Genomic DNA, 19,060 nt, shown 5'->3' on the forward strand with positions numbered 1-19,060 from the left:
TCCTGCCGAAGAGGTCGGAGCAGACGAGGCAGCGCCATGAGCGACGCGCATATGACCATCCGGCAGATGTGCGACCGGTTCAACGTCACCCCCCGGACGCTGCGCTTTTACGAATCGCGCGAACTGATCTCGCCCGAGCGGCGCGGCCAGCACCGGCTTTACGACCGCGCCGACCGTGCCCGGCTGACGCTGATCCTGCGCGGCAAGCGCTTTGGCTTTTCGCTGGAACAGATCCGGCAATTGCTGGAGCTCTACGACCCCGCCGAACGCAACCGCACCCAGACCGAGGCGACGCTGGCCACGGCGCAGGCGCGGCTGGGCGACATGATCCGCCAGCAGGACGAGCTGGCCAGTGCCATCACCGAATTGCGCCAGTTGATCGTCGACGGCAAAGCCTTGCTCGACAATCTGAAATCCGAAGCCTGAACGGCTGCCCCGGAGGACCTATGACCCGCTATCAAGCCCCCCTGCGCGACACCCAGTTCGTCCTTCACGATCTGCTGCAGATCTCGGCGCAGGACATCCCCGGCTATGCCGATCTGGACCCCGATTTCACCGGCGCCATCCTTGAGGCCGCCGGCACGCTGGCGGCCGAAGCGCTGGTGCCGCTGAACGCCATCGGCGACCGTCAGGGCTGCCGGCTGGAAAACGGACAGGTGCGCACCCCCGACGGGTTCAAGGCTGCCTTCGATCTGGTGCGCGACGGCGGCTGGACCGCGCTCGACTGCGCCGCCGAATATGGCGGTCAGGGCCTGCCCTATGTGATGGGGCTGGCGGCGGGCGAATATTTCTCGTCGGCGAACATGGCCTTTGCGATGTATCAGGGCCTGACCCATGGTGCCTGTTCCGCCATCTCCACCCATGGCAGCGCGGCGCAAAAGGCGCTTTACCTGCCCAATCTGGTCAGCTGCGCCTGGACCGGCACGATGAACCTGACCGAGCCTCATGCCGGCACCGATCTGGGCCTCCTGCGCACGCGGGCCCAGCCACAACCGGACGGCAGTTATCTGATCACCGGGCAAAAGATCTTCATCTCGGCCGGCGATCACGACATGGCTGAAAACATCATCCATCTGGTGCTGGCCAAGGCCCCCGGCGGCGGCGAGGGCACACGGGGCATCTCGCTGTTCATCGTGCCCAAGTTTCTGGTGAACGAGGATGGCTCTCTGGGCGCGCACAACGCCGTCTCGGCCGGCAAGGTCGAAGAGAAAATGGGCATCCACGGCAATGCCACCTGCGTGATGAATTATGACGGCGCGCGCGGCTGGCTTCTGGGCGATCTGCACAAGGGCATGAAGGCCATGTTCACCATGATGAACGAGGCTCGCGTCGGCGTTGGCCTGCAAGGCTATGCCGTGGCCGAGGCCGCCTATCAGAACGCCGTGGCCTATGCCCGCGAACGCCTGCAGGGCCGCGCCATCACCGGTGCCCAGAACCCCGATGGCGCCGCCGATCCGCTAATCGTGCATCCCGACATCCGCCGCGCCCTCATGGACCAGAAAAGCTACATCGAGGGCGCCCGCGCGCTGGCGGCATGGTGCGCCGTGCTGATCGACCGCAGCCATCGCAGCGGCGACACCGAAGCCGACGGGCTGGTGTCGCTGCTGACCCCGGTGGTCAAGGGCTTCCTGACCGACAAGGGCTTCGACAGCACCGTGCAGGCACAACAGATCTTTGGCGGCCATGGCTATATCGAGGAACAGGGCATGTCCCAGTTCCTGCGCGACGCCCGCATCACCATGATCTACGAAGGCGCCAATGGCGTGCAGGCGCTCGACCTTGTCGGCCGCAAACTGGCAGCCGAGGGCGGCAAGCCGATCATGGCCTTCTTCGAGCTGATCAAGGCCGAGATCGCCGCCCATCGCGACGATGTCCTGCTGACCGAACAATTCTGCCAGCCGCTGAAGGCCGCCTCGAAGGATCTGCAGGCAGCAGCCATGTACTTCATGGAACAGGGCATGACCAACCCTCAGGCTGCACTCGCCGGATCGCATGATTTCATGCATCTCTTCGGCCATGTCGCGCTGGGGCTGATGTGGCTGCGCATGGCCGCGGCCGCGCAACGGGCCCTGTCGGCTGCCCCCCCCGACCCGGGCTTTTACGAAACCAAGCTCGCCACCGGACGTTATTATATGGCCCGCCAGCTGCCGGCCACGGCCACGCATCTTGCCCGCATCCGCTCGGGCGCCGAACCTGTGATGGCGCTTGACGCGGCGCAGTTCTGATCCCCCGGCAGTGGCGCCTGTTGCCAGACCTGCATGGGTATTTGGGAAATGGTGAATGGAGAAAGTCGCGCCCCGCCAGCCGGGATCCCCTGAGGGACAAGGGAGGACCGGGCCACCGGGGCGCTTTCACCATTTGCGGTCATCGGCTCCCCAGCCTGTACCGCAAAATCACGATGGCATGGGGAGGTTAAGAAACCCCTAACCGCTTCACCATTTTACAAATACCCCTGCGACGGCGAAGCTGCGGCAAGGGTTCATGTTCAGGAGAGCACGATGACGGCGCAACTGCACTGCTTTGGAGAATCCGGCCATTCCTACAAAGTGGCGCTGATGATGCAGCTGACCGGATATTCGTGGCAGCCCGTCTTTGTCGATTTCTTTGCCGGCGCCACCCGCAGCCCGGACTACCAGACGCTGAACGAGATGGCCGAGGCGCCGGCTCTGGTCGAGGATGGCCGCGTCCTGACGCAATCCGGCGTCATCCTGCTGCATCTGGCCGAACGGACGGGGCGCTTTCTGGACGGCGACCGCGAGGAAGTGCTGCGCTGGCTGTTCTGGGACAATCACAAGGGATCGTCGCAATTCGGCGCCCTGCGTTTCCTGATGAATTTCCTGCCGCCCGACAAACGCCCCGCCGAGGTGATCGGCTGGCTGCAGGGGCGCTGCCGGGCGGCGCTCAGAACGCTGGACACGCATCTGGCGGGCCGCGACTGGCTGGTGGGGGACCGGCCAAGCATCGCGGATCTGTCTTGCTGTTCCTATCTCTATTACCCCGAGCCTTTCGGTTTCGACCGCGCGGCTTGGCCGCATATCGACGCATGGCTCGGCCGCATTCAGGCCCTGCCCGGCTGGAAGCACCCCTATGACCTGATGCCCGGCAATCCTGCCGACCGGGCCGCGAAGGAGGACGCATGACCGACGCCTATATCTATGATGCCGCCCGCACGCCGCGCGGCAAGGGCCGCGCCGATGGCAGCCTGCATGAGGTCACATCGGTCGCGCTTTCGGCCCGGCTGCTCGACGCGATCCGCATGCGCAACGGGCTGCAAGGCCATGCCGTCGAGGATGTGATCTGGGGCAATGTCACACAGGTCAAGGAACAGGGCGGCTGTCTTGCGCGCTCGGCGGTGCTGGCCAGCGGGCTCGACGAATCGATTCCGGGCCTGTCGATCAACCGCTTCTGCGCCTCGGGCATGGAGGCGGTGAACCTGGCCGCAAACCAGATCATGGCCGGCGCGGGTCAGGCCTATATCGCCGGCGGCGTCGAGATGATGAGCCGGGTGCCAATGGGCAGCGACGGCGCCGCCATCGCCGTCGATCCCGATCTGACCTTCCCGACCTATTTCGTGCCGCAGGGGATCTCGGCCGATCTGATCGCCACCGAATATGGCTTTTCGCGCGAGGATGCCGACCGGCTGGCAGTGGAATCGCAGCGCCGCGCTGCGCAGGCCTGGGCCGAGGACCGCTTTGCCAAATCGATCGTGCCGGTGCTGGACCAGAACGGGCTGACCATCCTTGCGCACGACGAATATCTGCGCCCCGGCACCTCGCTTGAGGATCTGGCCCGGCTGAAGCCCGCCTTCAAGGACATGGGCGAGATGATGCCCGGCTTTGACAAGGTGGCGATGCTGAAATACCCGCATCTCGACCATATCGACCACATCCACCATGCCGGCAACAGCTCGGGCATCGTCGATGGCGCCGCCGCCGTGCTGATCGGCAATGCGGAATTCGGCAAGGCCCATGGCCTGAAGCCGCGCGCACGCATCCGTGCCACCGCCAAGATCGGCACCGATCCGACGATCATGCTGACCGGCCCGGTGCCGGTGACGCAAAAGATCCTAAAGGACAGCGGCCTCGCCATCGCCGACATCGATCTCTTCGAGGTGAACGAGGCCTTTGCCTCGGTCGTGCTGCGCTTCATGCAGGCCTTCGAGGTCGATGCCGGGCGCGTCAACGTGAACGGCGGCGCCATCGCGCTTGGCCATCCGCTGGGTGCGACCGGCGCCATCATCATCGGCACGCTGCTTGATGAGCTGGAGCGGCAGGACAAGACGCTGGGCCTTGCGACACTGTGCATCGCCTCGGGCATGGGTGCGGCCACCATCATCGAGAGGCTGTGATGGCGATCCTGCGCCGGGGCACCGTCCCCGAAACGCCCGCGAGTGCCAGCTATCCCGCGCCCCATACCTTGCCCGCCGGTCGGCTGGCATGGCGCCACCTGACCGAAGCGGGCGGGCTGACGCAGTTCGGCGTCGCGCTGGAAACGTTGCATCCCGGCGGCCAGTCCAGCCAGCCGCATTGGGAACAGCATGAGGACGAGTTCCTGTATCTGCTCTCGGGCGTGCTGACCGTGATCGAAAATGGCGTCGAAACGGTGATCGCACCGGGCGATGCCTGCTGCTGGCCGGCGAACACGCCCGTCGCCCATGCCCTGCGCAACGACAGCGACCAGCCGGCGGTCTATCTGATCGCGGGCAGCCGCGATCCGGCCAATATCACCCATTACCCGGGCCTCGACCTGATGGCGACGCCCCAGGGGTATGTGCACCTGGACGGCACCCCCTACCCGACCAAGGGAGAGACGGAATGACCGATTTCACCATGCACAAGGACGCCGAGGGCGTCGCGACGATCACCTGGGACGTGCCCGGCAAGTCGATGAACGTGCTGTCGCTGGACAGCGCCACGCAGCTGAACGGGCTGATCGACGATGCGCTGGCCGATCCGGAGGTCAGGGGCGTGATCCTGACCTCGGGGAAAAAGGACTTTGCCGCCGGGATGGACCTGAACGTCATCGCCGCGATGAAGAACGACGGCGCACAGGCGGTCTTTGACGGGATCATGAGCCTGCACCGGCTGCTGCGCAAGATCGAGCTGGCCGGCATGGACCCCAAGACGAAAAAGGGCGGCAAGCCGATCGCCAGCGTCCTGCCCGGCACGGCGCTGGGGATCGGGCTGGAGTTGCCGCTGGCGACGCATCGCATCTTCGCCGCCGAAAACCCCAAGGCAAGGATCGGCCTGCCAGAGATCATGGTCGGCATCTTTCCGGGGGGTGGCGGCACCACGCGCCTCCTGCGCAAGCTGGGCGCCATGGCGGCCGCGCCCTTCCTGCTGGAAGGCAAGCTCAGCGATCCCGCCCGCGCCAAGGCCGCCGGCCTGATCGACGAGGTGGCACCCGACCCGATGCAGGCCGCCCGCGCCTGGGTGCTGCAGGCGGTGGACGCGGATCTGGTCAAGCCATGGGATGCCAAGGGCTACAAGATGCCCGGCGGCGAGCCCTATCACCCGGCCGGCTACATGACCTTCGTCGGTGCCTCGGCCATGGTGCATGGCAAGACCATGGGCGTCTATCCGGCGGCCAAGGCGCTGCTTTCGGCGGTCTATGAGGGCGCGTTGGTGCCCTTTGACACCGCGCTGAGGATCGAGGCGCGCTGGTTCACCCATGTGCTGATGAACCCGTCCTCGACCGCGATGATCCGCAGCCTGTTCATCAACAAGGAGGCGCTTGAAAAAGGCGCGAACCGCCCCGAGGCGCCTGATCAGACGGTCCGCAAGCTGGGCGTCCTTGGCGCCGGCATGATGGGCGCAGGCATCGCCCATGTCGCCGCTATGGCCGGGATCGAGGTGGTGCTGATCGACGCCACCCAAGAGGCCGCCGGCCGCGGCAAGGCCCATTCCGCCGATCTGATGGACAAGGCCATCAGCCGGCGCAAGGCGACCGAGACGGACAAGGCCGCGCTGCTGGCGCGCATCACTGCCACCACCGATTACGCAGCGCTGGCCGGCTGCGATCTGGTGGTCGAGGCGGTGTTCGAGGATCCCAAGGTCAAGGCCGAGGTCACCCGCCGCGCCGAGGCGGCACTCCCCGCCGAGGCGATCTTTGCCACCAATACCTCGACCCTGCCGATCAGCGATCTGGCCCATGCCAGCGCCCAGCCCGATCGGTTCATCGGCATCCATTTCTTCAGCCCGGTGGACAAGATGCGGCTGGTCGAGATCATCAAGGGCAGTCAGACCGGCCCCGTCGCCGTGGCCAAGGCGCTGGATTTCGTGCGTCAGATCCGCAAGACCCCGATCGTCGTCAACGACGCCCGCTTCTTCTACGCCAACCGCTGCATCATCCCCTATATCAACGAAGGAATCCGCATGGTCGCCGAGGGCGTCAGCCCGGTGCTGATCGAGAATGCTGCCCGGATGATGGGCATGCCGCTGGGGCCGCTGCAACTGGTGGACGAAACCTCGATCGAGCTGGGTGTCAAGATCGCCAAGGCCACCCGCGCCGCCATGGGCGACAGCTACGCCGATGACGCGGTCGACGCGGTGATTTTCAAGCTGGCCGATCAAGGCCGACTGGGCCGCAAGGCAAAGGCCGGCTTCTATGATTATGACGAGACCGGCAAGCGCCAAGGCCTATGGCCCGGCCTCGCCACAGAATGGCCCGAAAACGCCGAGCAACCCGAGCTGACCGAGATCCAGCACCGGCTGATGTTTGCACAAAGCCTGGAAGCCGTGCGCGCGCTGCAAGAAGGAGTCTTGGAAGACATCCGCGAGGGCGATGTCGGTGCCATCCTCGGCTGGGGCTTCGCCCCGTGGTCGGGCGGCCCCTTCGGCTGGCTCGACATGCTGGGCGCGCCCCGCGCGGTCGAAATCGCGGACGGGCTCACCGCGAAATTCGGCCCGCGCTTTGCTCCGCCGCAGCTTCTTCGCGACATGGCGCAAAGTGGCGAGACCTTCTACGGCAGCAACGCGCGCAAGACCGCCTGAGCGATAGGCGTATCGTCAGACCGGCACCCTCGGTCTGGCTGCCCCGCCGCATGGGTATTTGGAAGATGGTGAAACGGTTGCCGAAGCGCCATGGCCAGCATCACGGCTCGGGTGGCGCGGTTTTCACCATTTTCCCAATACCCATGCCAGCGCTGCAATCAGGCGCAGCACCGGGGCATGAGGCGGGCGCGGTTCAGATCAGCCCTTCTCGCCGGAATGCCACGCGCAGATCGCTTTCGGGGCGGGCGCCGACATGCGAGATAACCTCGGCGGCGGCGATGCAGCCCATGCGCCCGGCTGCGGCCAGATCGGCTCCAATCGCAAGGCCATAGATCAGCCCTGCCGCGAACTGGTCGCCCGCGCCTGTGGCGTCGACCGGCACCACGCGACGGACCGGCGCCGTCACGCGCTCGCCGTTGCGGATCAGGATGGCGTCATCGCCCGAGCGTGTGCAGATTACCGTGCTGCAATCGGCGCAGGCCAGCGCCAGCGCCTGTTCGAGGTCCTCGACCTGATAAAGCGATTGCCATTCGTGCACATTGCCGATGACGTAATCCATCGGCCCGGCGACCAGCTTGCGGAAATCGGCGCGGTGGCGGTCGACGCAGAACGGGTCCGACAGCGCGATCCCGGCCTGTCCGCCCGCCGCATGGCAGGCATCCGCCGCCTTGAGGAAGGCTGCCTTGCCCTCGGGCTTGTCGAAGAGATAGCCTTCGAGGAAAAGCCAGTCGCAGCCGCTGAAGGTGGCGGGGTTGACGTCTTCGGTGCCGAGTTCGGCCGAGATCCCCAGATAGGTGTTCATCGAACGCTCGCCATCCGGCGTCACGAAGATGATCGAGCGCGAGGTCGGCTGCACATCGCCCGCGACCGGCGGATTGACAAAGACCGTGCCCTGCGCCTCGGTCTGTTCGGCATAGCTGATCCCCAGCGGATCGGCGGCCACCTTGCCGACAAAGGCCGTGCGCAGGCCCAGCATCCCGAGCCCGGCCAGCGTATTGGCCACCGAGCCGCCCGGCACCAACCGGGCCTTGCCGGCCTCGGGTTCGGCCGATTGCGCGGCCATCAGAAATTCCGAGCGGTCGCGCTCGATCAGCTGCATGATGCCCTTTTCGATCCCCAACCGCACGAGGCTCGCGTCCGAGGCCGGGGCGATCACGTCCATCACGGCATTGCCGAGCCCGATCACATAGGGGGTGGTCATTCGGTCTTCTCCTCGTAGGGACAGAGGTCTTCGATGGGGCAAATCTTGCAGCGCGGGCGGCGCGCCTGACAGACATAGCGGCCGTGCAGGATCAGCCAGTGATGGGCGTTCTGCTGGAAGGGGACGGGGACATTGTCCTCGATGGCGCGCTCGACGGCCTCGACATCGCGGCCGGGTGCGATGCGGGTACGGTTGCCGACGCGAAAGATATGCGTGTCCACCGCCTGCGCCGGAAAGTGAAAAACGCTGTTCAGCACCACATTCGCCGTCTTGCGGCCGACACCGGGCAGGGTCATCAGCGCGGCGCGCGATTGCGGCACCTCGCCGCCATATTCCTCGACCAAGATGCGCGACAGGGCGATGACGTTTTTCGCCTTCTGTCGGAACAGGCCGATGGTCTTGATGTTCTCGGTCAGCGCGTCGAGACCCAGATCCAGCATCTGCTGCGGCGTCGAGACCCGGGCGAACAGCGCCTTGGTGGCCTTGTTCACGCCGACATCGGTCGCTTGCGCCGACAGCGCCACCGCCACCAACAGGGTGAAGGCATTGGTATATTCCAGCTCGGTCAGCGGATGCGGCTCGGCCTCGCGGAACCGCGAAAAGATCGCCACTTGCGTGACATAGGGCAAGGCCGGGGCCATGCGGGGGGATGCTGCGCGTGCCATGGCCGACAGATGCACCGGCGCGGCGGCCAGCGCAAGCCGCCCGCGACCGCAAGCCGCGTCGCGCAAGGCTGGATTCCGCATCCGCCGCTGCTAATCTGATCGGGCCATGAGGAGAGCGCGATGACCCGAACCCTTGCCGCTTTGGATCCCGGCCAGCCTGAGCGGCTGGACATCCTGATCGCCCCCCAACCCGCGCCGGCCGAGGGCGCAACGCTGTGCCACGGGCGCTTTGCCACGCCCATCGGCACAGTCGTCGCGCTTGGCGCCGGCGGCGCGCTTTGGGGGCTGGGCATTGCCGGCGAAATGACGGCCGAGGCGGTGCTGGCCGATCTGGTCGGGCGCTGGCCGGCGGCGCGGCTGGTCGAGGCGCCCGAGGCTCTGGCCCCGGCGGTGGCGGCGCTGGTCCACGATCGCGGCAGCGTCACCGTCCGGCTGTCGGGCACCGCATTCCAGGTGCAGGTCTGGCGGGCGCTGGCCGAGGTGCCCCGGGGCAAGGTCATCAGCTATGCCATGCTGGCCCATCGCATCGGCCGCCCCACGGCGCTGCGGGCAGTAGGAACCGCTGTCGGGCAGAACCCGGTGTCATGGGCGATCCCCTGTCACCGCGTCACCCGCACCGATGGCGGCATCGGCGGCTATCACTGGGGCGCCGGTATCAAGCGCGCCCTTCTGGCCCGCGAAGGCGCCGTCATCGCGCCGCGCTCCATCGCCAGTTTGTGAGAGGCCGTGCCCGGATTTTCGTCTATTCCTGTGGAGTTGCGCCGGAACTCGTGCCATCTTGCCCGCGTTTGGGCATGCTCGCCAAAGCCAGCGACCTTCCGGGTCGCCCGGATCGGCAGGCGATTTGAGATCGCCCCATCAAGAAAGGTAGAACCATGAAGACCCGTATCCCGCTGCTTCTCGCTTCGGCTGGCGTATTCGCACTGGGCGCCTGCGCGCAAGGCGGCGATCCCTATGCCACTGGTGCCGGAACCGGAACCGGAGCCGGCATGAGCCGCGCCCAGCAAGGTGCACTGGCCGGCGCGGTGGTCGGCGGCATTCTGGGCGCGACCCGCGACCATGACAAGAATGGCCAAGGCAAGGACGCGCTGAAGGGCGCCATCGTCGGCGCGGCCATCGGCGGGGTCGGCGGCGCCATCCTTGACCAGCAGCAAAAGGCGCTGCAGCAGTCGCTGAACAACCCCAATATCCGCGTGGTCAACAACGGCAAATACCTGACCGTGGTCATGCCGGAATCGACGCTGTTCGCCACTGATTCCGCCGCCGTGGGTGCGCAGGGCCAGAACGACCTCTACACCATCGCGCGCAACCTGAACCAATATCCGAACTCGACCATTCAGGTCATCGGCCATACCGACAGCACCGGCTCGGCTGCCTACAACCAAGACCTGTCCGAGCGTCGGGCGCGTTCGGTCGCGGGCATCCTGACCGCCGGTGGCGTGTCGTCGAACCGCGTTTCGACCGCCGGCCGTGGCGCCTCGAACCCGGTCGCCTCGAACGAGACCGCTTCGGGCCGGGCGCAGAACCGCCGCGTCGAGATCCTGATCGTTCCGACCGGCTGAGCCGCAGGACCGGAACGGAAATGACGGGGCCGGCAGCCATCGCGCTGCCGGCCTTTTTTCATGTGCGGCGGGCAAAGCCGGGCAAGACCCGCGCCAATTAAAAAAGCTCCTGGGCGTTGCCGCCGCAGGAGCCTTTCGATCACTGTCCGGGCACCGATGCCGGTGCCTCTTGTTCGTTTTCAGTTCAGGCGCCGTTCGACATCGGCGATGGCGCGGTCGATGCCGGCGCTGCGCTGGTCGGACGTCGCCTGCTTGCCCAGAATCTCGGTCGCGGCCGAGATCGCGGTCTGGATGGCCCGGTCGCGCACGGCGCGCACCGCATCACCTTCGGCGCTGGCGATCTGTTCCTCGGCAGCCTTCAACCGACGCTCGATCGACAGTTTCAGCGCGGCCTTGGCCTTGTCGGCTTCGAGCACCGCCTCGCGCTTGGCATTGGCGACGATCTCTTCGGCCTGCGTCTTGACCTCGCGCTGACGACGCTCGTAGCTCGCATAGATCTCCTGCGCTTCCTCGCGCAGGCTACGGGCCTCGGCCAGATCGTTGCGGATGCCCTCGGCGCGCTTGTCCAGCAGGCCGCCGACCAGTTGCGGCACCCGGAAATAGACCAGGACGGCAATGAACAGCAGGAAGGCCAACAGCACGATGAAATCGGTGTTGTGCAGCGAGAAGAATGGCCCCGTGGAAGCCATCGCCGGGCTGGCCAGAAGGGCCAGCAGGACGCTCAGACGTTTCATTGCAGGCCCCCCTTCAGGCGCTGGTCAACCGCTTCGCTGACCACAGATGCGTCGGCCGCGCCGCCAAAGGTCTGCACCAGCGTCTCGGTCACGTCGCGGGCAACGGTGCGCGCGTCCTCGACCGCCGAAGCGCGTATCTCGCCGATGCGCTTTTCGGACTCGGCCGAACGCGCAGAGATCTCGGCATCGGCATGCGCGATGGCAGCGGCGAGTTCCTTTTGCATCTCGGCCTTGTTGGCTGCGATGATCTTGTTGGCCTCGGCCCGGGCGTCGGCCAGAGCCTTGTCATAGGCGGCCTCGGCCTCTTTGGCCTTGTGCTTGAATTCCTCGGCGGCCATCAGATCGCCGGTAATGGCGCCCTGCCGGTCGCTGATGACACCCCCGATACGCGGCAGCGCCACGCGCGAGAGCACCCAGTAGATCACGGCCAGAACCACCAGCAGCCAGAAGATCTGGTTGCCGAAGGTGGTGAAATCCAGCTGCGGCATGCCGGCGCCGCTGGCACCGTGGGCAGTACCGGCTGCGGCCTGAACCGCCTCGGCACCATGTGCCGCCACACCATGCGCTGCATCGGGGGCGGTCTCGGTGATGATCACCGTTTCAGTTTCTTCGACCACGACGGGCGCGGTCTGTTGCAACAGGCTGAACATATCCTACCCCATGCCGGTCGTTTCACAATCGGGTGGGCGCATCACGCCCCCACCCAACCGCAAGGATGGCAAAGGATCAGACTGCGAACAGCAGCAGCAGCGCGACCAGGAACGAGAAGATCCCCAGAGCTTCGGCGAAGGCCATGCCGATGAACAGCGTGGCGGTTTGCGAAGCGGCGGCCGACGGGTTGCGCAGGGCGCCCGACAGGTAGTTGCCGGCAACATTGCCCACACCCATGGCAGCACCGGCCATGCCGACGCAAGCCAGACCGGCGCCGAGGTACTGTCCCAGTTGACCCAGATTTTCCATGTTCATGCTCCTTGAGGCTTTGGAAAGGGTTTCGGTTGTTGTCCTGACTGCAGGCCGGCGCTTAGTGCGCCGGGTGCAGGGCGTCTTTCAGATAGACGCAGGTCAGGATGGTAAAGACATAGGCCTGGATCAGCGCGACCAGCACTTCGAGGCCATACATGGCGGTGATGGCGATGATCGAGACCGGGGCGATGGTGGCGATGGCGGCAAAGGCGGCAAAGACCTTGATCACCGCGTGGCCGGCCATGATGTTGCCCGCAAGACGAATGGAGTGGCTGACCGGGCGAACGAAATACGAGATCAGCTCGATCACGGCCAGGACCGGGCGCAGCGCCAGCGGCGCCGAGCTGACCCAGAACAGGCCCAGGAAATGCGCGCCATTCTTGACAAAGCCCAGCACGGTCACGCCGACAAAGACCAGCAGTGCCAGCACCGCGGTAACCGCGATATGCGAGGTGGCCGAGAAGCTTTTCGGCAAGAGGCCCAGGAAGTTCGCAAACAGGATGAAGCAGAACAGCGTCATCACATAGGGGAAGTATTTCAGCCCGTCCTTGCCGGTGACGTCCTCGACCATCTTGTGAACCATGCCGTAAAGCAGTTCGGCAATGGATTGCACGCGGTTCGGCAAGATGGCGCGGCCACGGGTTCCGAACACCAGCAGCGCCGTGATCGCCAGCGCCGCCAGCGCCATCCACAAGGTGGCGTTGGTGGGCGTGTACCAGTTCACTTCATGGCCGCCGAACAGCGGCTTGACGATGAACTGGTCCATCGGATGGAAAGTCAGACCCGTGCCTTGCTCTTCTGTCGCCATCGTCATTCACCCTTGTCGTCGCCCGGCTGCCCCGGGGTCTTGCCAATCTCGTTCGCCGTCCGCAGCATCGTCTTGACCCCGGCCGCAAGGCCGAACAGCACGAAGACGACCATCAGGAACGGCGTCGTGCCGAACAGATAGTCCAGCCCAAACCCGACCCCGAAGCCGATGGCCAATCCCGCCACCAGTTCGGTCACCATGCGCCACGCCATATTGGCCTGGCTGAAATGTTCCTCGCCGCGCATTCCGGGCGCCTGCCCCGTCCGTTCACCCAAACGGGCCTCAAGGTCGCGCAGGCGCTCTGCATCCCGGGCGCGCTCTGCCTGATGGTCCTGTTCCTGACCCATGGCTCACACCCCCGTTATCGGCTGGGGAGGTGATAGGGGCTGACGCCGCATGAGTCAAGCAAGGGGTTTCTAGACGGAAGCCACTGTAATACATTGATTTATCATTCTGCAAAATCTGGATCGACGCGGGAAAGGCTGGCATTTCGGCGATAGCCAATATTCAACGTCTCGGTTAAACAAAGCCGATGACCGCCCCGAACCCGCCTCTGGACATGATCTTTGCCGCGCTGGCCGACCCGACCCGGCGCAGCATCCTGTCGATGCTGCTTGAGGATGACATGGCGGTCACGGATGTCGCGGCGCCCTTTCAGGTCAGCCTTGCCGCGATCTCGAAACATCTGGCGGTGCTGGCTGCCGCCGGGCTGATCCGGCAAGAAAGGCGCGGGCGCATCATCTGGTGCAAGCTCGACCCCGACGGGCTGCGCAGCGCATCGATCTGGATGCAGGGGTTTGGGCAATTCGACGCCGTGGACCTCGACGATTTCGAGCGTTTCCTGCGTAGCGAGCTGGACGGCGAAAATCAGCTGCGCGACTAGGTAAAGCATCTTGCCACATCCACCTCATACGATATAGACAAAACACAACCATAAATTGCATCCGAGGGCAGGATGGAATATCGCGTTGTCGTCGCAACATTTCTGGGCAGTCTCATCCGGAAAGGGGCCGATTTGGCGGATGACGAGCCCTTGCCCTTTGCCGGAATGGATGAGGTCAGCTTTGCCCAGACCGAAATGGACGAATTGCGCCTGATGAGCGATCATCCGCATTTCCTCGACCTGCGGCGCGGCAATTCCACGGCGCAACGGCTTGTCGACGACGTAACCTTTGGCAGCGGCCCATCAGCCCGCACCCTGCCGGCCGGCGCGCAGCTGACGCTGAGCCAGGCCGCGATCCTGCGCGATGATGATGGAGAGGAGTTCTACGCGCTGTTTCCCGCGACCATCCGCGACGGTCGGCCGGAACTGCTGGGTGGCGGACACAGCGTGCTGCTGATCCCGCGCCCGCGTGAATTGCCCGGGGGCGGCACGCATTGGCCGACCCTGCGCTGCAACGGGCATTACCGGCCCTGCGGCATTCTCGACATGGATCTTGCCCCCGAGGGCATCCGCTATGACCCGCATCAGGGCGGAACCGCCTGCTTCAGCCGTGGCACGCTGATCCTGACGCCAGACGGGCCGCGCCCGGTCGAGACGCTGCGCCCCGGCGGGCTGGTGCGCACCCGCGATCACGGCGCGCAGCGCATCCGCTGGGTTTCGGTGATGGAACTGGGAGTGCAGGGATTGGCGCAGCGCCCGCATCTGCGGCCGATCCGCATCGCGGCCGGCGCTCTGGGCGATGCGACGCCGGCCGAGGATCTGCTGGTCTCGCCGCGCCAACGTGTGGTGGTGCGCTCGAACGTGGCGCGCAATCTCTTTGGGCTGGACGAGGTGCTGATCGCCGCCAGCCACCTTCTGGGCCTGCCCGGCATCACCCAGGATGAAGAGGCCGAGCGCGTCGGCTATGTCCATGTGCTGCTGGACCACCATGAACTGGTGCTGGCCAACGGCGCCTGGACCGAAACCTTCTATACCGAGATCGAGGCCATGACCTCGCTGCACCCGACCGAGCGGCGCGAGGTTCTGGCGCTGTTTCCCGAATTGCATGGCGACCCGGTGCGCCGCATCATCAGCGGCCTGCACGCCCACGCGCTGGCCGCCATCTATCGCAACAGCCCCGGCCTGTTGTTCGAGGGACGCTAGGCGGCGCCGGGGCGGCCAAGCCGCCCCAAAGCTCATTTCACCGTGATGCGGCCATCCAGCGCCGGGGCAAAGCCCGGCCCCTGCTTGGCCAGATACTCGGCCAGAACATCGGCCAGATCCGGGCCAAAGTCATAGGCATCGGTCGCGCCGGTTTCGAAGATCTTATAACCGTCGCCGCCCTGCCGCAGGTAGTTGTTCGACACCACGCCATAGGTTTCGTTCATGTCGATCGGCTTCCAGTCCTGACCATCCCGGATCTGGACATCCGAGATCCGGCTGCCCGCCGCAGCCGCCGGATCGACCGTATAGCGCAGCCCGGCGACCTGCGCGAACCGCCCCGCGCCGTCGTCATACTGGCTGGCGCCGTTTTCCAAGGCCGCCACGACATCCGCGCCCTTCAGCTGGAATGTCGAAAGCGTGTTCTGGAACGGCAGCACCGCCAGCACATCGCCCATGGCGAGCGGACCCGCCGGCAACGAGGCACGCAGCCCGCCGCCGTTCTCGATGGCAATGCTGATCCCCTGATTCTTGACCCGGTCCAGCATCGCCTCGGTCACGACATTGCCCATCTCGCATTCGCGCTGCCGGCAGCTGGTGCGATCACCGTCGATGGGCGCCTTGATCTCGGCCACGCGCTGCTGTTTCAGCTTTTCGATCGGCCCGGCCAGTTCCTTGACCCGCGCCGCAACCTTGGGATCGGGCGTCACCGAGGCATCCAGCAGAATCGGCTCGCCCTCGGCCTTGATCAGCTTGCCGGCATCGTTCCATGTCAGGACCAGGTGACCCAGATATTTGCTGTAGGCATAGGCGGTCACGACCGGCACCTTGCCGCCATCGGCTGCTTTGACCATGGTCGGATAGGGCCCTTCGGCCTTTTCCATTGACCCCAGCAGCGTGTGGCTGTGCCCGCCCACGACAGCATCGACGCCAGGCACCTCGGCGGCGATCTGCTGGTCGCGCTTGTAGCCCTCATGGGTCAGGGCGATGATCTTGTTCACGCCGGCATCGCTCAGCGCCTGCACATCGCCCTTCAGGCTGTCCAGATCGTCCTTGAAAATCACCTTGTCTCCGGGGGACGAGGTTTCGGGCGTGTCCATCGCCAGCGCCGAAACGATGCCGATCTTTTGCCCGCCAACCTCAAGCGTAACCGTATCGCCCAGCTTGCCCTTCAACTCGGGCGATTGCGACACGTCCAGATTGCCCGAGATGACGGGAAACTTCGCCCCTTCGGCCAGCAATTGCAGCCCCGCCGGTCCGTCGTCGAATTCGTGGTTGCCCACCGCCATCGCGTCGAAGCCGACCATGTTCATCAGCTCGACCGTATCCTTGCCCTTGTAGGTCGTATAAAACAAGCTGCCCTGATACTGGTCGCCCGCGTCCAGCAAGATCACGTTCTGGCCCTCGGCCTTCAGCTTGTCGCGCAATTCGCCGACCTTGGCCGCGATGCGGGCGATGCCGCCAAAGCACTCGCCCTTGGCATCATCCTCGGCGCTGCAGGTGCTGTCGAACTTGCTGATCGGCTCGACCCGGCTGTGGAAATCGTTGATATGCAGGACGTGCAGCGTGTAATCCGCCTGCGCCGCGCCCGCCCCCAGAATGACCGCCACAGAAGCCAGAAGCCACGGTTTCATCTTTACCCTCATGTCGCCCGATGTTTGCGCCGCCGACAGCTTCGGCAATGGCGACGCCGCCGTCAACCGGCGACGGGTGCGGCAAGGTTTCCGGCTTGACGCCGCACCGGGCGCAGAGCATGAACCGCGCCATGCTGGCCTACAAGATATTCACCGCCGAGGAATTCCTGGCTTTCCTGCGCAATGGGAAAAGCCTGGGCGCTGCCGTCGATCTGCGCGATGGCTACATCCATCTTTCGACGGCCGAGCAGCTGTCCACCACACTGGACAAGCATTTCGCGGGTCAGGATGACCTGCAGCTGCTGGCCATCGAAACCGACACGCTGGGCGACGGGCTGCGCTGGGAGCCGTCGCGGGGCGGCGCGCTGTTCCCGCATCTCTATCGCGAATTGCAGATGCAGGACGTGCTGTGGACGCGGCCGATCACGCTGGGCCCCGATGGCCACGAAACCGGAGACCTCGAATGAGCGGGCTGGTCGAGAATCTGGGGCTGCGCGCCCTGCACCTGTTGCAGCCGGAAACGGCGCATGATCTCTCGATCCGGGCGCTTGAAACCGGGCTGGTGCCATTGGCCGGCGGGCCCTTTACCTCGGACCGGCTGCGGCTCACGTTGGCGGGGCTGCGGCTCGACAATCCGGTCGGTCTTGCCGCCGGCTATGACAAGAACGCCCGCGCGCTGCCCGGCCTGATGAAGGCTGGCTTCGGCTTTGTCGAGGTCGGTGCCGCGACGCCGCGCCCGCAACCCGGAAACCCCAAGCCGCGCCTGTTCCGCCTGACCGAGGACCGAGCCATCATCAACCGCTTCGGCTTCAACAACGAGGGCGCCGAGGTCATCGCACAGCGCCTTGCCAAGCGACCGGCCGGGATCCCCGTCGGGCTGAACATCGGTGCGAACAAGGACAGCGCCGATAAAAGCGCCGATTTCGCCGCCGTAGTCCGTATGGCCGGCGCCGCTGCCGATTTCCTGACGGTGAACGTCTCCTCGCCCAACACCGAAAAACTGCGCGACCTGCAAGGCTCCGAGGCGCTGGCCGCCCTGCTCGACGGCGTGATTGCGGCCCGCAATGCCCTGCCCAATCGCCCGCCGGTCTTTGTCAAGATTGCGCCGGATCTGGACGATGCAGCCCTTGCCGATATCGCTGCGGTCGCACTGGCCGCGCCGGTCGATGGCCTGATCGCCACGAACACCACCCTGACCCGCGATGGAATCCAGCCACGCCACGCCGGCGAGGCCGGCGGCCTGTCGGGCGAACCGCTGTTCCGCAAATCCACGCATGTCTTGGCCAAGCTTTGCCGCCAGATCGACGGGAAGCTGCCGGTGATCGGCGTCGGCGGGATCGGCTCGGCCGAACAGGCGTGGCAAAAGATCCGCGCCGGTGCCACCGCAATCCAGATCTACTCGGCACTGATCTATCAGGGCTTTTCACTCGCCGACCGGATCGCGCGCCAGCTCGACGAGCGGCTTGCCCGCGCAGGGATGACGCTGCAGGATCTGACCGGCAGCGGCATCTCCGACTGGAGCTGACCTCAGAACAGGTCGTCGTGGCCCAAAAGCTGGTTCATGGTCGTGGACGGATCGCTGCACCCGGCATCGCCCACGATGCGGGCAGGAACCCCGGCCACCGTCTTGCAGGGCGGCACGTCCGCCAGCACCACGGATCCGGCCGCGATGCGCGAATTGCTTCCGACATGGATATTGCCTAGCACCTTGGCGCCCGCGCCGATCATTACGCCATCGCCGATCTTGGGATGCCGGTCGCCGTCCTCCTTGCCGGTGCCGCCCAGAGTCACCGAATGCAGCATCGACACGTCATTGCCGATCACCGCCGTTTCGCCGATCACGATGGAATGCGCGTGGTCGATCATCACACCGGTACCGATGCGCGCGGCTGGATGGATATCCACCCCGAACACTTCCGAGCAACGCATCTGCACGAAATAGGCCATGTCCGAGCGGCCCTGCTGCCACAGCCAATGCCCGATGCGATAGGCCTGCAGCGCCTGATACCCCTTGAAGAACAGGATCGGCTGCATCAGGCGATGCGTCGCCGGATCGCGGTCATAGACCGCCAGCAAATCGGCCAGAGCCGCGCGCGACAATTCCGGCGCGCTGGCATAGGCCCCGTCGGCGATCTCGCGCAGGATCTGCTCACTCATCTCGCGCGAGGCCAGTTTCAACGAAAAGCGATAGGCCAGCGCCGCATCGAAGGTGGCGTGATGCAGCAGCCCGGCATGGATCAGCGCACCCAGCAAGGGCTCGTCGCGAACGGCGATACGTGCCTCGCGCTGGATGCGTGCCCAGATCGAACCCGGCGCATCGTCCCGCATTTCATCGGACAGCGGTTCGATCAGGTCTTTGCGAAGGTTCATGACAATATGCCCTGCAGATTCCGTTCCCCCAGTATTAGCCGAAAGCCG

Annotated in this window: 21 protein-coding genes; 12 read left to right on the forward strand and 9 right to left on the reverse strand. The window is 65.4% G+C overall.

Annotated features, from left to right (window positions below; translation table 11 throughout):
- Positions 1-36: 36 nt before the first annotated feature.
- The 6 genes from GL279_RS04625 (at position 37) to GL279_RS04650 (ending at position 6,992) form a co-directional block, all read left to right on the forward strand.
- Positions 37-426: a MerR family transcriptional regulator gene (locus GL279_RS04625; RefSeq protein ID WP_155063431.1), complete on the forward strand. Its 390-nt coding sequence runs from the start codon at positions 37-39 to the stop codon at positions 424-426.
- Positions 427-446: 20 nt separating this feature from the next.
- Entirely contained in the window at positions 447-2,225 is a 1,779-nt protein-coding gene (locus tag GL279_RS04630) for an acyl-CoA dehydrogenase C-terminal domain-containing protein (RefSeq protein WP_155063432.1), read from the forward strand.
- A gap of 273 nt (positions 2,226-2,498) precedes the next feature.
- The gene (locus tag GL279_RS04635; protein WP_155063433.1) at positions 2,499-3,140 is read left to right on the forward strand and encodes a glutathione S-transferase family protein; all 642 of its coding nucleotides are present in this window, start codon (positions 2,499-2,501) and stop codon (positions 3,138-3,140) included.
- Positions 3,137-4,348, forward strand: a complete 1,212-nt coding sequence (locus GL279_RS04640) for an acetyl-CoA C-acetyltransferase (protein WP_155063434.1) — start codon at positions 3,137-3,139, stop codon at positions 4,346-4,348. Before GL279_RS04635 ends, GL279_RS04640 begins: the two co-directional genes overlap by 4 nt.
- Positions 4,348-4,818 carry a cupin domain-containing protein gene (locus GL279_RS04645; RefSeq protein ID WP_155063435.1) on the forward strand — a complete coding sequence of 157 codons (471 nt, stop codon included), beginning with the start codon at positions 4,348-4,350 and terminating at the stop codon, positions 4,816-4,818. Before GL279_RS04640 ends, GL279_RS04645 begins: the two co-directional genes overlap by 1 nt.
- Positions 4,815-6,992, forward strand: a complete 2,178-nt coding sequence (locus tag GL279_RS04650) for a 3-hydroxyacyl-CoA dehydrogenase NAD-binding domain-containing protein (protein ID WP_155063436.1) — start codon at positions 4,815-4,817, stop codon at positions 6,990-6,992. The genes GL279_RS04645 and GL279_RS04650 overlap by 4 nt, the downstream gene beginning before the upstream one ends.
- A gap of 193 nt (positions 6,993-7,185) precedes the next feature.
- Here GL279_RS04650 and GL279_RS04655 read toward each other — a convergent pair whose 3' ends face one another.
- Positions 7,186-8,193, reverse strand: coding sequence for an adenosine kinase (locus GL279_RS04655; protein ID WP_155063437.1), 1,008 nt, complete (start codon positions 8,191-8,193; stop codon positions 7,186-7,188).
- The gene (gene nth / locus GL279_RS04660) at positions 8,190-8,834 is read right to left on the reverse strand and encodes an endonuclease III (RefSeq protein ID WP_155063530.1); all 645 of its coding nucleotides are present in this window, start codon (positions 8,832-8,834) and stop codon (positions 8,190-8,192) included. Before nth ends, GL279_RS04655 begins: the two co-directional genes overlap by 4 nt.
- A gap of 144 nt (positions 8,835-8,978) precedes the next feature.
- Here nth and GL279_RS04665 point away from each other — a divergent pair, with 144 nt between their 5' ends.
- The gene (locus GL279_RS04665; protein WP_155063438.1) at positions 8,979-9,578 is read left to right on the forward strand and encodes a methylated-DNA--[protein]-cysteine S-methyltransferase; all 600 of its coding nucleotides are present in this window, start codon (positions 8,979-8,981) and stop codon (positions 9,576-9,578) included.
- Between the two features lie 155 nt (positions 9,579-9,733).
- Positions 9,734-10,420 carry a YiaD family glycine zipper/OmpA-like lipoprotein gene (locus GL279_RS04670; protein WP_155063439.1) on the forward strand — a complete coding sequence of 229 codons (687 nt, stop codon included), beginning with the start codon at positions 9,734-9,736 and terminating at the stop codon, positions 10,418-10,420.
- Between the two features lie 179 nt (positions 10,421-10,599).
- Here the strand turns inward: GL279_RS04670 and GL279_RS04675 are convergent, their stop codons facing one another.
- From GL279_RS04675 to GL279_RS04695, 5 genes are all read right to left on the reverse strand, one after another.
- The gene (locus GL279_RS04675) at positions 10,600-11,154 is read right to left on the reverse strand and encodes a F0F1 ATP synthase subunit B (protein WP_155063440.1); all 555 of its coding nucleotides are present in this window, start codon (positions 11,152-11,154) and stop codon (positions 10,600-10,602) included.
- Positions 11,151-11,804, reverse strand: a complete 654-nt coding sequence (locus tag GL279_RS04680; RefSeq protein ID WP_155063441.1) for a F0F1 ATP synthase subunit B' — start codon at positions 11,802-11,804, stop codon at positions 11,151-11,153. The genes GL279_RS04675 and GL279_RS04680 overlap by 4 nt, the downstream gene beginning before the upstream one ends.
- Positions 11,805-11,880: 76 nt before the next feature.
- A complete protein-coding gene (locus GL279_RS04685) occupies positions 11,881-12,114 on the reverse strand; it encodes a F0F1 ATP synthase subunit C (RefSeq protein WP_074965990.1) in 234 nt (77 codons plus the stop codon).
- 61 nt (positions 12,115-12,175) lie between these two features.
- Positions 12,176-12,925, reverse strand: a complete 750-nt coding sequence (locus GL279_RS04690; protein WP_155063442.1) for a F0F1 ATP synthase subunit A — start codon at positions 12,923-12,925, stop codon at positions 12,176-12,178.
- Between the two features lie 2 nt (positions 12,926-12,927).
- Positions 12,928-13,272: an AtpZ/AtpI family protein gene (locus GL279_RS04695; protein ID WP_155063443.1), complete on the reverse strand. Its 345-nt coding sequence runs from the start codon at positions 13,270-13,272 to the stop codon at positions 12,928-12,930.
- A 185-nt stretch (positions 13,273-13,457) separates the two neighbouring features.
- Between GL279_RS04695 and GL279_RS04700 the strand changes: the two genes are divergently transcribed.
- Entirely contained in the window at positions 13,458-13,808 is a 351-nt protein-coding gene (locus GL279_RS04700) for an ArsR/SmtB family transcription factor (RefSeq protein ID WP_155063444.1), read from the forward strand.
- 132 nt (positions 13,809-13,940) lie between these two features.
- Positions 13,941-15,011, forward strand: coding sequence for a Hint domain-containing protein (locus GL279_RS04705; RefSeq protein ID WP_170293921.1), 1,071 nt, complete (start codon positions 13,941-13,943; stop codon positions 15,009-15,011).
- Positions 15,012-15,043: 32 nt separating this feature from the next.
- Here the strand turns inward: GL279_RS04705 and GL279_RS04710 are convergent, their stop codons facing one another.
- Positions 15,044-16,642, reverse strand: coding sequence for a bifunctional metallophosphatase/5'-nucleotidase (locus GL279_RS04710; RefSeq protein WP_155063446.1), 1,599 nt, complete (start codon positions 16,640-16,642; stop codon positions 15,044-15,046).
- Between the two features lie 95 nt (positions 16,643-16,737).
- Between GL279_RS04710 and GL279_RS04715 the strand changes: the two genes are divergently transcribed.
- Both GL279_RS04715 and GL279_RS04720 read left to right on the forward strand, forming a co-directional pair.
- Entirely contained in the window at positions 16,738-17,109 is a 372-nt protein-coding gene (locus GL279_RS04715; protein WP_343039707.1) for a DUF952 domain-containing protein, read from the forward strand.
- Positions 17,106-18,167 carry a quinone-dependent dihydroorotate dehydrogenase gene (locus GL279_RS04720; RefSeq protein WP_155063447.1) on the forward strand — a complete coding sequence of 354 codons (1,062 nt, stop codon included), beginning with the start codon at positions 17,106-17,108 and terminating at the stop codon, positions 18,165-18,167. The genes GL279_RS04715 and GL279_RS04720 overlap by 4 nt, the downstream gene beginning before the upstream one ends.
- A 2-nt stretch (positions 18,168-18,169) precedes the next feature.
- Here GL279_RS04720 and cysE read toward each other — a convergent pair whose 3' ends face one another.
- Positions 18,170-18,970 carry a serine O-acetyltransferase gene (cysE, locus tag GL279_RS04725; protein WP_246175170.1) on the reverse strand — a complete coding sequence of 267 codons (801 nt, stop codon included), beginning with the start codon at positions 18,968-18,970 and terminating at the stop codon, positions 18,170-18,172.
- Positions 18,971-19,060 lie beyond the last annotated feature (90 nt).

Source organism: Paracoccus limosus (assembly GCF_009711185.1).
Lineage (GTDB): Bacteria > Pseudomonadota > Alphaproteobacteria > Rhodobacterales > Rhodobacteraceae > Paracoccus > Paracoccus limosus.